Origin of the sequence: uncultured Shewanella sp. (assembly GCF_947491715.1) — a bacterium.
In the GTDB taxonomy this organism is placed as follows: Bacteria; Pseudomonadota; Gammaproteobacteria; order Enterobacterales; family Shewanellaceae; genus Shewanella.
The window spans coordinates 1-12,326 of the sequence record NZ_CANLKR010000068.1 but is presented as its reverse complement, the minus strand read 5'-3'; the positions used below and the strand labels follow the sequence as shown (position 1 = coordinate 12,326).

Below are 12,326 nucleotides of genomic sequence, written 5' to 3'. Positions count from 1 at the left end.
GAAATGTCATTTATGCAGGAGCAATTAATGACCTTGCCTAAACGCGTTTTAATTCCAGCTGAATCCTGCATCTTCAAATGGTTTGGGTATATATCCAAGTTTTTTGTTAAAACCGTTACCCTGCAACAGCATTTGATGGCATACCTTATCATGAATAATCATTATTTTTTAACACGTAATGACACACTGTAAAGTCATAAATTTTTATCCCCTATTGTAAACGTTGCGCACTATACTCTAAAAATGAAAATAAGATAAAAAACGAACAAGGAACCATTATGTTACATGTTAAAACTACGGGTATGAACGCCATTGATGAAAGCATATTCGCATCAGAAGATGCCTTAAAAAGTTTACCTAAATATACCATGCCTAATACTACCCATAGAGGCGATGTCATCAAGCAACTGATCCATGATGAATTGTTACTGGATGGCAATTCCAGACAAAATTTAGCCACTTTCTGTCAAACTTGGTTTGAACCTGAAATTATAGAGCTCATGGCATTAGCTATCGACAAGAATATGGTCGACAAAGATGAATACCCACAAACCGCCGAAATAGAACGCCGTTGTGTGCATATTCTTGCCGATCTCTGGAATGCCCCCCAAGCCAAACAGAGTATTGGCACATCCACCACAGGCTCAAGTGAAGCCGCGATGTTAGGAGGAATGGCTTTGCTGTGGAAATGGCGAGACAGACAGAAAAAACAAGGAAAAGAGGCTCAATGCCCCAATCTTATTACGGGTCCAGTACAAGTTTGTTGGCATAAATTTGCTCGTTACTGGGGAGTAGAGCTGAGAGAAATTCCCATGGAAGACGATCGCTATATCATGAATAGTGATGAAGTGATCAAACGCTGCGATGAAAATACCATTGGCGTAGTACCAACATTGGGCGTCACCTTTACAGGACAATATGAACCCGTCGAGAGTATATGTCATGCATTAGATGAGCTTGAAAAACAAAACGGTTTAGATATTCCTGTCCATGTTGATGCCGCCAGTGGCGGCTTTGTCGCTCCCTTTTTACATACAGATTTACAATGGGATTTTAGGCAACCTAGAGTCCGCTCTATTAATGCCTCGGGGCATAAATTTGGGTTATCTCCATTAGGTGTCGGTTGGATTATCTGGCACGAGCAAGAGGACTTACATCCTGATCTCGTTTTCCATGTCAATTATCTAGGGGGTGACATGCCAGACTTCGCCCTTAACTTTTCCAGACCCAGTGGCCAAGTGATCGCACAGTATTATAATTTCATCCGTCTAGGACGTGAAGGTTATACTCAAATACACCAACATTGCCAAAAAATTGCCATCTACCTTGCAAAAGAGATCAGTCAATTGGGTCATTTTGATATTATCTACGATGGCAGTGACGGCATACCCGCACTCAGCTGGAAACTCAACGATAGCCCCCATGATTTTAATTTATTCGATTTAGCCGACAGACTCAGGACAAAGGGTTGGCTGGTTCCTGCTTACGCTATGCCAAAAAACCGTCAAGATCTCGTGATCCAGCGGATCTTAGTCAAAAGAGGCTTTAGTCAAGATTTAGCAGAATTACTTATCAAGGATTATAAGGACGCCTTAGCTCACTTAAGTAAACACCCTGTCAACAAATCACTCACTGAAGCTGAAGCTGGTGGGTTTAAACACGGCTAATGGCAAAAACAAAACGCGAGTTTCCACACTATCCTAAACATTGGCAACTCGCCTATCGCCATGCTATGGGATGGCTTGTCACTGATCTCGTATTTCACACCCATTTAGGACAGGTTCATCATTGGAACTCGCGACATCACAGAAAAGGTTTGGGTATGGACTATCATGCCCATATCGAACCCTCATTAACCTTTACTGGATTTACTCGATATTTAATCGCTAACCTCAAATCTCGCGCGCATTCAAACGCCCAATTTGGATCTGATTTCAATTTACTCAACTTCTTAATTGGACTGTCTTTTATTATTGGCGCAAGTCACTTCATATTAGCCAGTATTCTCACCTTAATATCCAACTTCTCGCCACATTCACTCACCAGTCTCTATTTCATTGGCTCTGTGTTTTTTACCCTTGCTGCTTACTTGCAATATTTCCAATCAATAAATTCAGGGGAGTCGATTCATGGCAAACAACACGCCCAAAAAAAGCAGTGGCTTGCTTGGCAACCTCATCGCCTGGATTTTTGGGTCACTTTCAGTCAGTTTATCGGCACACTCCTCTTTAATGTCAATACTTTCAATGGTTATTTTCCCTTCACGGATCTGGAACTATCACTGTTCATTTGGCTACCTAACCTGTTAGGCTCATTATGTTTTCAATTATCAGGCAGTTTGGCTCTCTACGAAACAAGCCATCAATTTTGGCTATGGTCCCCCAAACGCCTAGAGCAAAAAATGGCTGCTATTAACCATTTAGGTTGCTTGTTCTTTCTCGGATCCGCTTTTTCATCCTCTTCAGCCGCTAATGCATTATCACCCGATATGCTAACATTCAGTATTTTACTGACTTGTTTAGGTGGTATGTGTTTTTTCAGCGCTGCTGTTCTGCTATGCCGAGAGTCGATACAAATACCGCAACATTCTCTATAGTTAAATCAAAATGACTAAGTCCATAAAAATAACGCCATTGAGAATAACCCAATGGCATTAACAAAAATCCGTACTCGTTATTTGATGCTTCTTATAGTGAAAAAAGGACCATCAAGCTTTTAATGCATTATTAATTAAGGTACTGGCTTCACTCAACACTTGTTCAAGATGCGCTTGACTGACAAAACTCTCAGCATAAATTTTAAATAATGCTTCTGTGCCTGACGGTCTTGCAGCAAACCAGGCATTGGGGGTCAGCACTTTAATTCCTCCTATTGCAGCTTGATTACCTGGCGCATGGGTTAATACCTCTGTGATCACCTCACCTGCCAATGTTGTCACATTCAATGTTTCAGGTGTTAGGTTAGCAAACTTCGCTTTCTTCTTTAATGAAATAGGGCTGTCTACACGCTGATAATAACTTTGGCCAAATTCTGCTTCCAATGCATCGTAATGCGCTTGAGGGTTTTTTCCTGTTACAGCCAAAATTTCAGCCGCCAATAAAGCTAAAATAAAACCGTCTTTATCGGTACACCAAGTCGAGCCATCACGTCTTAAAAAAGCGGCCCCTGCGCTCTCTTCACCACCAAAGGCTAAGCTTGCATTAGCCAAGCCTTCAACAAACCATTTAAAGCCAACAGGGACTTCTTTAACTGATCTATGATGCTTAGCGCATACTTTATCAATCATTGCACTGGACACTAAGGTCTTACCGATGGATAAATCTTTGCTCCAATTTGGCCGGTGAGACAATAAATAATCAATCGCTACTGCTAAAAAATGATTCGGGTTCATCAGTCCAGTACCAGGACACACAATGCCGTGACGATCATAATCTGCATCATTACCCACACACAAATCAAATTCATCTTGATGCTTCAACAAACCCGCCATGGCAAAAGATGAAGAACAATCCATTCGAATTTTGCCATCTTTATCTAAAGGCATAAAACGGAAACTGGGATCGATACTGTCATTAATAAGCTGTATATCTAAGTTAAAGTGTTCAGCAATGGGTGCCCAGTAATCAATGCCCGCGCCCCCTAACGGATCCACCCCAATTCTCACTTTTGCATCACTTATGGCTTGCATATTAACGATACTACCAAGTTCGCTGACATAAGGTGTCACGAGATCGTTTTCCGTCACCAAAGCGGTTTTCATCGCAAGCGGATAATTCAGACGTTTAACTTGCTCAAGTTGTGAGGCCAAATACGCATTAGCACGAGCTTCAATCCACGCCGTAATCTCACCTTCCGCAGGCCCACCATGGGGGGGATTATATTTAATACCGCCATCTTGCGGTGGATTGTGCGAAGGCGTAATAATCAAACCATCAGCCAGCTCTGAAGCCGTTCTATTCTCTGTGTGCAAATCGACATGATTATGTGAAATGATGGCATGAGAAATAACCGGTGTTGGTGTAAACCCTTCTTTTTGCTGAATAATAACTCGGATTTGATTAGCCGCCATGACTTCTATCACACTCATGCTCGCAGGCATTGATAGCGCATGAGTATCAATACCAATATACAAAGGCCCAGTAATCCCAGCTTGCTGACGATAATCCGCCACAGCTTGAGCTATAGCTAAAATATGCAATTCATTAAAACTGCCATTGAATGCGGTGCCTCTATGGCCCGAAGTGCCAAAGCTCACCCGCTGGGAAACATCATCAATATTAGGTTTACTGCGATAATATAAACTAATAAGTTTGGGAATATTAATTAAATCTGCTTGTGTTGCAAGGGTTCCTGCACGAGGATGTGTTGGCAAAGTACGCTCCTTTAAACCATAAAATAAACTAACCCAACACCATGTTTTTAATATGAAAAATTCATTTTATCACATTTTTACGATCTGGTATTGTGTCAAATTCCATCACATTGAATATAGACCAGTGATCCCTCAAGATGCTTGTTTCATTAGATGTAAAAGCGCGTAATTCAAGACTCGCTTTTTAAAAGCAAAGATGCCGTTCACCTTTAAATAAGGCAAAGCAACAATGAAATAACGGCTTTATATATCCACAATAACTAACGTCTAGTCTATTAGTAGAAATGACAGACTGTTATGCTGTATTAATGAAGATAAACTCAGCATCACTCGACATCTGATCATCAAGGATGATGGGAACGTCATTTATGCAGGAGCAATAATAACCTTCCCTAACAAGCTTTATTCCCGCTGAATTCAGCATCTTAACGTTTCACAATTAATAGCACTAAATGCTATCAATCACTTGTAAGATTTCAGCATCACCAATATTAAATTGTTCTAATACTTCTGTTAATATTGTACGCTTTTTAGCAGTATTGTTATTACTTGTTACCCAGTATCCACTTTGACCAATTTCTTTTGGGTTAGCCGTTTTACTGGATGTTAATAATGCTTCTTTTGACGTTGCAAAATACAAACGTCCTCGCCCTTGAACCTGAAGAACTTGCGCAAATTGCTCAGGTGATAATTCATATAAAGTTTCTAACAGGAATAAAAAGCGCCCAACGGCTCCCTTTTGTTCTGCTAATGCACGCTTATCAATATGCTTAGCAAAATTATCGATTGGAGGAACGGGAGTTGAAGGCTTAATGACTTGTGGAACAGAAGTAAGGGGTTCTGCACTTTCCTTACTCGGTTGACTGATCGTCTTAGGTGCCAATGATTGTGTTGCCACCGAAGTATTATCAAGACTTAATCCAAGTAATCGACGTAGGATCTCAGAAGCACTCTCACCGATCCTCTCAGTTTTACCAGCAATATGGCGGTAAAGTTCTTCATCAATCTCGATATATTTCATTATCTTAATCTTCCTTAAGCTAAATTATGACGCGATCAAATATAAACGCGCTTATCATGATCAGATCAAATATGCCTCCAGTGTAACGGGGTTTAGACTCTTGATAAAGCATCAATAAATCAATTTTGTACTGATTATCACCAATCAAGCAAATTAATGGTAAAAAAGCGCTCAAAAAAACAGCCGATATTGTCAATGACGATCTTCACCTTGTCAATAAGCCTAGTGACAGGCAAAATTAGGGTTTATTTTGCTTTCATAGGGTTTTCAGGTAACAAAATGCATTTTATTTCCAGCTCACAAGGCCCAGTTGTGGTGCTTATTCATGGCTTATTTGGCGATCTCGATAATCTAAAAGCATTAGCTAAGAGCTTAGAATCCCATTATCGTGTTATTCGTATTGATGTCCCCAATCATGGTAAAAGTGAGCACGGCATTGCCATGAATTACCCTCTTCTTGCACAAAAGGTCATTACTTTATTAGATAATGAATCTATCGAGCATGTACACCTTGTTGGCCACTCCATGGGCGGAAAAATCGCCATGGCCATGGCATTAGATAACCCTTCCCGAGTTAACAGTCTGGTCATTGCCGATATTGCCCCTGTTGCTTATGCCAGTTCTCATACACAAGACGTATTGGATACCTTACTATCAGTACCCTTAGAACAGATAAAAGATAGGCGCGCAGCACAAACTCACCTTATGGAAAATGGAGTAGATGAACATACCGCTTTATTTTTATTAAAGAGTTTAATTAAGCAAAATAACAATTTCATATGGAAAATGGATGTCGGGCAACTCAAACGTTCCTATAACGATATCATTGACTGGCCATACCACGATAAAAAATATACTGGCCCTAGCTTATGTATTCGTGGGGAAGAGTCAGACTATGTCAAAAAAGCATACACTCAAGATATTATTCGCCAATTTCCAGCCATTGAAGCCAGAACCATCTTAGGCGCTGGCCATTGGCTACATGCACAAAAACCGCTTATTTTTAATCGATTGGTCAAAGACTTCCTCGATAGGCAGTCGAACTGATCCAACTCACAAGTCTCAATAAACAACCTAGCAGCGCGGGAGTTTATATGCTATATTTCGCGCTCTTTTTTTACCTTATGGGGGCAGTCGCATGCTTATGCAGTATATGGAACAAATTGAAGCACTTGGGTTAAACTTGTTTTTTGCTTCTATTTTTTTCTTTATCGGCATGGCAATACATGATGTCCTTAAGCAAGGTAAGGTACCGAAATTTGGTCAATATATCGTGTGGTTAGTCTTATTTCTTGGGTGCTCTGGCTTCATAGCAAAAGGCATCATACAAATGACTTGGGAAACCACTGGAATTGGTTAAAGGCTCATCCAATGGCTAAAGAAACCTTTGATAGAACCACAATAGACTTATTTGCGACAGAAAAACGTCGTGGTCGGCCTCGCAGTAATCCACTGCCGCGAGATCAACAACTTAAAATGAATAAGCGTAATCAAATATTGCGCGATAAAGAAAAAGGCTTGAAGCGCATTGAACTAAAGGTTTCACAAGATGTATATAATGCCTTGAATGAACAAGCAATGGCCAGTAATATGAGCCGCAGCCAATTAATCGAGTCTATACTGCTTAAGCATTTAAACGATTAATCCCTCTTGAATGACGCATTGATAAACATGCACTGAAAATGAAAGGAACAACAATGGCAACAGTAGGTCTTTTTTTCGGATCTGATACAGGTAATACCGAAGCCATCGCCAAGATGATCCAGAAGAAACTGGGTAAAAAAATGGTGGAAGTGAAAGATATTGCCAAAAGCACTAAAGAGCAGATCGCTGAATATGATCTGTTAATGTTCGGGATCCCAACTTGGTACTATGGTGAAGCACAATGTGATTGGGATGACTTCTTTCCTGAGCTCGAGCAAATTGATTTCCAAGACAAATTAATTGCCATCTTTGGTTGTGGCGATCAAGAAGATTACGCAGAATATTTCTTGGATGCCATGGGCATGGTCAATGAAATTGTTGAAAGTCGTGGCGGCATTGTCATTGGCCACTGGCCAAGTGAAAGCTATGATTTTGAAGCGTCAAAAGGCATGGCTGATGACAAACATTTTGTTGGCTTAGGCATCGACGAAGATCGTCAACCGGAACTGACAGAAGAACGAGTTGATCAGTGGGTTAAGCAAGTTTATGACGAAATGTGCTTAGCCGAATTAGAAGATTAATTCTCACTCAAATCGACAATGCATTCTGTACACCCACTCGATAGAATGCATTGTTGTTTTAAGCCTTATCTGGCTGCTTTTTCCTGACGAAATATCATATCATGACACGCTCTCCTACTACATTATCGCCTCACTGGGATATTTTTTGTACCGTCATCGACAATTTCGGCGATATTGGTGTCACCTGGCGCCTTGCAAAGCAATTGTCCGCAGACTTTGGTATCCCAATCACTCTCTGGGTTGATTGTCTTGACAGTTTTCAATGTATTTTGCCCACTCTCGACACTAAGCTAACAAGCCAAGAACATCAAGGGATCACCATAGAGCATTGGCAAACGCCATTGACACAAACCTGGCAACCCGGACACGTTCTCATTGAAGCATTCGCCTGTGAGCTGCCTAAGAACATCATTAGCAAACACCTAACACTTCCTAAACCACCACTTTGGATTAATCTTGATTATTTGACAGCAGAGCCTTGGATTGATGACTGCCACGGACTGCCCTCTTTACTCAGTGATGGTCAGCAGCGCTTTTTTTTCTTTCCTGGCTTTAGCGCCAGCAGCGGCGGATTAATCTGTGAACACCGCTTATTCGAACAAAAAACGGCTTGGCTCAATAATACGCTTGCTCAACATGATTGGTTAACCCAATTAGGTTTTACGCATTTAGCGACAAAAAGTGCCAATGCCACTTACATCAGCGTGTTCAGCTATGCCACACCTGCATTAACCGCCCTCAGTCAGCACTGGCGGCAAAACAAAGCACCCACGCATTTATTGGTACCTTATGGAAAAAGCTTAGACAGTCTTCAATGGATGCTGAGCAGCCATGAACCTCATTTTATAACGGGTAATAGCTATCATGCCGGTAATCTCCATGTGCATGTACTGCCCATGACCTCTCAAGAAGAATTCGATAAATTACTCTGGTTTTGTGATATTAATATTGTAAGAGGTGAAGACTCTTTTCTGCGAGCTCAATGGGCACAAAAACCGTTTATCTGGCATATCTATCCCCAAGAAGAAAATGCCCATATCGATAAGTTAACCGCCTTTATGGCTCATTATTGCGCTTCATTAGGATCTGAAGCGGCTCAATGCTGGCAAGCTCTTTGTTTGGCTTTTAATGAAGATCACAGCCAGGAATGTGTCGAGGCATGGTTAGCATTCGTCCAACAAAACCAAGCGCTCAAAAAACATGCTAAAAAGTGGCCTGAACAAGCATTAAATGCAGGCGATCTCGCCACAAGACTAGTGAACTTTGTTAAAAAAAGCTAATATCTCTGCCTAAAGAAGATATTCGTAAATATAGGATTAAACATAATGAAAACAGCTCAGGAAACCCGTGTCGGTAATGTCATTATGGTCGGAAACGATCCCATGGTTGTGCTTAAATCGGAATTCAGCAAATCGGGACGTAGTTCTGCTGTCGTCAAAATGAAACTGAAAAACTTACTATCAGGCTCAGGCACTGAAACCGTCTTTAAAGCTGATGATAAATTAGAAGCGATTCAACTCGACCGTTTAGATTGCACCTATTCTTATTTTGCCGATCCTATGTATGTATTCATGGACGAAGAATTCAATCAATATGACGTAGAAGCAGAAAACTTAGGGGATGTTATTCACTATATCGTCGATGGCATGGAAGATATTTGCCAAGTCACCTTTTATGAAGGCAAAGCAATCTCTGTTGAGATGCCCACAACTATTATTCGCGAAGTCGGTTACACTGAGCCATCAGCCCGTGGTGATACCTCAGGTAAGGTCATGAAACCTGCGACATTATTAGGCACAGAATACACGTTAAGTGTGGCTGATTTTGTAAAAACTGGTGATAAAATAGAAATTGATAGCCGCACAGGTGAATTCAAAAAGCGTGTTTAATCGCTAACGTTTATGCAGCAGCTATCATGACTGCTCGCACAAGCCTATGACATACAATAAAAAACCAGTCTATTATGACTGGTTTTTTATTGTATGAATGCTGATCACTCACTCATGCCATTTATAAAACAGCGGCAATGGCTTTACAAATCACTGGCATATTGGTTGTTGTCATACCCGCGACGCTGATCCGGCCCGAGCCGACAATATAAACACCAAACTCATCTTTCAAACGTGCCACTTGTGTTTTGCTCAAACCAGAAAAACTAAACATGCCATTCTGCTTCGCAATAAAGCTAAAATCTTGAGTCACACCACTGTCTTTTAACGATTGAACAAACAATGTACGCATTTTAGCAATACGCTCACGCATTTCTTTAAGCTCTGATAGCCATAACGCTTTTAATTCACTATCAGCAAGGATTGTACTCACAATTAATCCACCATGAGCCGGTGGGTTTGAATAAAGTGCGCGAATGGTACTTTTTATCTGACTAAAGCTGTTAGCAGCTTGCACTTCATCATAACCAACAAGGGTAATTGCCCCGATCCGTTCATTGTATAAACCAAAGTTTTTAGAAAAAGAATTCGCAACCATTAATTCTGGTACCGTATTGGCCACGACCCTTAATCCTTGTGCATCTTCATCCACGCCTTCGCCAAAGCCTTGATAGGCAAAATCAAATAAAGGCACCAATGATTTTTCTAAACAGAGATCAGCTACTTGTTGCCATTGTGCAGAGTTTAAATCGATGCCTGTCGGATTATGGCAACAGCCATGCAATAATACTAAATCCCCTTCGCTCGCTGATGCTAAGTCCACTAACATGGCCTCAAAATCTAAACCATGGCTGCTGGCTTGATAGTAACGATATTGTTTCACTTCAAGTCCGGCAGAACCAAAAATATTCTGATGGTTTGCCCAAGTTGGATTGCTCACCCAAATAGTCCGTGAAGGTGTGTGACGCATCACAAATTCCGCAGCAACTCGTAAAGAGCCAGTCCCACCAGGAGCTTGTGCAGTAAATACTCGATTTTGCTCAATAACATTGTGATTGTCGCCAAACAATAAGCCTTGTACTGCCTTATTATAAGCCTGCACACCTTCCATGCCTAAATAACTTTTACTGCTCTCTTCGGCAAGGAGTTTTGCTTCAGCGGCCTTTACAGATTTCAATATGGGCGTCTGACCTGATCCATCCTTGTAGATCCCCACACCAAGGTTGACCTTATTCGTGCGCTCATCAGCTTTAAAGGCATCGGTTAAGCCTAAAATGGGATCGGCAGCAGCGCGTTCAACCAGGGAGAATATCATATCAGTGTTCCTCAAATGAATAATAAAAAAGGGCCTAAGTTTCTAGACACGTTATAACATTGTCCGAACGTGTCTTAAAGAGAGATTGTCCCCTAATCATGATATTCATTAACAAGTGTTGTTTTAACTATCAAATTTGATTTTCACTTACAAAATAAAAACATCAAAATCACATAAAGGCTACTTTTTTGTGTGCGTCATGAATCATATTATGGGGATCACCTAAGGGGTCAACCGCTATCAAAGCCAGTGTTTTAGGCATAATTGGATGACCCCAGTATTTTGCGATACAGTAAAACTGGTTTTATTATTCAACAGCATCAACTCGCTATTTCTTGCGACAATCATTTTATTCCCATACCAGTTAACTTTAACTGTTCGATAAACTCTGATGTTCATCCTTTCCTAGAGCCGCAATCACTCTTGGGCAAGTGACAGAAGACGAAAACATTAGGTTTAAGTTGGTCATATCTTCATTCGTTAATTTTAAAGCATCATTCGAAATACTTGAAACGAGTCGATCTCCCTTAAGGAGTATGGTTAAACCTTAAAGAAATCAGATAACTTTTAACTTTGCAATTGATCATACTATAAGTGTATGGACTTAAAGGGTGACTTAAATCTTGATTCAGACTGTTGAACTTCGTAGATAAATTCAACAGTTAAATTGTGTTCTATTTGCTGTTAACTTATTTCTTATTAGATGTCGATATCAAAGCCTATTTCTAGTAGAAAGTCCTAAACAGATAGGACAAAATAACTGTCGTTAGCGGCGCTGATTAACCCTAATTCAGGTTAAGTCATTTTAATACCTTGTAAAAATAATGAAAGGCTGACACGCAAACATTCTTGCCCAGAATTCATTTTATTGAGGAAAAGTGTCAAAAGTGGGTAGTTGATTCAATTCCTCACACCACGACGCACGACTTGAATCAAACAAATGCGCATTGGGTTTCACATCAATAGCTATATCCAAACTACCTGCAGGCACGGCTAATAACTTCCCTTCCAAGGTAGGTAAGGCACTGCCGCAAACTCGGCAAAAACTTCTCACATGCCGAGTATCAGGTAGTTGAAATCGAGTGAGTTGCTCTTGGCCATGATGCCAAACCAACTTAGCCGTTGAAGAAAATAAATTGGCAGCATGAGCAGAACCTGTATCTTTTTGGCAATACTGACAATGACACAAGAAAAAGTGTTCAAACTCACCTTCAACTTCAAATTGTACTGCTTGGCACAAACAACTGCCTTGATATTTTTTTGTCATAACGCTCCTATTCCCAATCAAATCCATTGTTTCCAAACAAAATTAAAGTGATAGCATACATCAAAATAGTGTAAACCAATATAAAATTTTTCATTGTGTTAACGTGCAACGTCAGCAACAACGAAGATCACAATATCCTTGCTTAGGAGCGCCAATAATGCCTCACTTCATGTACATGACTTTGACTTGCGAGGGGGCCAAGGTCACTCCGGGACAATTCGGCGACATCCCATTTTG

Annotated in this window: 12 protein-coding genes and 1 pseudogene; 9 read left to right on the top strand and 4 right to left on the bottom strand. The window is 40.7% G+C overall.

Annotated features, from left to right (window positions below):
• The 3 genes and pseudogenes from Q0779_RS23215 to Q0779_RS23205 form a co-directional block, all read left to right on the top strand.
• A pseudogene (locus tag Q0779_RS23215) lies at positions 1–192 on the top strand (hypothetical protein); the annotation flags it as partial.
• 86 nt (positions 193–278) lie between these two features.
• Positions 279–1,667 carry a glutamate decarboxylase gene (locus tag Q0779_RS23210; protein WP_298776575.1) on the top strand — a complete coding sequence of 463 codons (1,389 nt, stop codon included), beginning with the start codon at positions 279–281 and terminating at the stop codon, positions 1,665–1,667.
• Positions 1,667–2,596 carry a hypothetical protein gene (locus Q0779_RS23205; RefSeq protein ID WP_298776573.1) on the top strand — a complete coding sequence of 310 codons (930 nt, stop codon included), beginning with the start codon at positions 1,667–1,669 and terminating at the stop codon, positions 2,594–2,596. Before Q0779_RS23210 ends, Q0779_RS23205 begins: the two co-directional genes overlap by 1 nt.
• A 111-nt stretch (positions 2,597–2,707) precedes the next feature.
• Here the strand turns inward: Q0779_RS23205 and pgm are convergent, their stop codons facing one another.
• Together pgm and seqA are read right to left on the bottom strand one after the other, a co-directional pair.
• Complete coding sequence (gene pgm / locus Q0779_RS23200; protein ID WP_298776570.1) at positions 2,708–4,372, bottom strand: phosphoglucomutase (alpha-D-glucose-1,6-bisphosphate-dependent); 1,665 nt, start codon at positions 4,370–4,372, stop codon at positions 2,708–2,710.
• A 448-nt stretch (positions 4,373–4,820) separates the two neighbouring features.
• On the bottom strand, positions 4,821–5,393 hold the full coding sequence (gene seqA / locus Q0779_RS23195) for a replication initiation negative regulator SeqA (RefSeq protein WP_298776567.1): 573 nt from the start codon (positions 5,391–5,393) through the stop codon (positions 4,821–4,823).
• A 279-nt stretch (positions 5,394–5,672) separates the two neighbouring features.
• Here seqA and Q0779_RS23190 point away from each other — a divergent pair, with 279 nt between their 5' ends.
• From Q0779_RS23190 to efp, 6 genes are all read left to right on the top strand, one after another.
• On the top strand, positions 5,673–6,440 hold the full coding sequence (locus Q0779_RS23190) for an alpha/beta fold hydrolase (RefSeq protein WP_298776565.1): 768 nt from the start codon (positions 5,673–5,675) through the stop codon (positions 6,438–6,440).
• Positions 6,441–6,531: 91 nt separating this feature from the next.
• Positions 6,532–6,753: a DUF2788 domain-containing protein gene (locus Q0779_RS23185; RefSeq protein ID WP_298776563.1), complete on the top strand. Its 222-nt coding sequence runs from the start codon at positions 6,532–6,534 to the stop codon at positions 6,751–6,753.
• Between the two features lie 11 nt (positions 6,754–6,764).
• Positions 6,765–7,037: a LexA regulated protein gene (gene ybfE / locus Q0779_RS23180; RefSeq protein ID WP_298776561.1), complete on the top strand. Its 273-nt coding sequence runs from the start codon at positions 6,765–6,767 to the stop codon at positions 7,035–7,037.
• 53 nt (positions 7,038–7,090) lie between these two features.
• Positions 7,091–7,618: a flavodoxin FldA gene (gene fldA / locus Q0779_RS23175; RefSeq protein WP_298776559.1), complete on the top strand. Its 528-nt coding sequence runs from the start codon at positions 7,091–7,093 to the stop codon at positions 7,616–7,618.
• Positions 7,619–7,719: 101 nt separating this feature from the next.
• On the top strand, positions 7,720–8,898 hold the full coding sequence (gene earP / locus Q0779_RS23170) for an elongation factor P maturation arginine rhamnosyltransferase EarP (RefSeq protein ID WP_298776558.1): 1,179 nt from the start codon (positions 7,720–7,722) through the stop codon (positions 8,896–8,898).
• A 45-nt stretch (positions 8,899–8,943) separates the two neighbouring features.
• Positions 8,944–9,507: an elongation factor P gene (gene efp / locus Q0779_RS23165; protein WP_298776556.1), complete on the top strand. Its 564-nt coding sequence runs from the start codon at positions 8,944–8,946 to the stop codon at positions 9,505–9,507.
• A 121-nt stretch (positions 9,508–9,628) separates the two neighbouring features.
• Here the strand turns inward: efp and Q0779_RS23160 are convergent, their stop codons facing one another.
• A complete protein-coding gene (locus tag Q0779_RS23160; protein WP_298776555.1) occupies positions 9,629–10,822 on the bottom strand; it encodes an amino acid aminotransferase in 1,194 nt (397 codons plus the stop codon).
• 865 nt (positions 10,823–11,687) lie between these two features.
• A complete protein-coding gene (locus Q0779_RS23155) occupies positions 11,688–12,089 on the bottom strand; it encodes a GFA family protein (protein WP_298776554.1) in 402 nt (133 codons plus the stop codon).
• Positions 12,090–12,326: the final 237 nt, after the last annotated feature.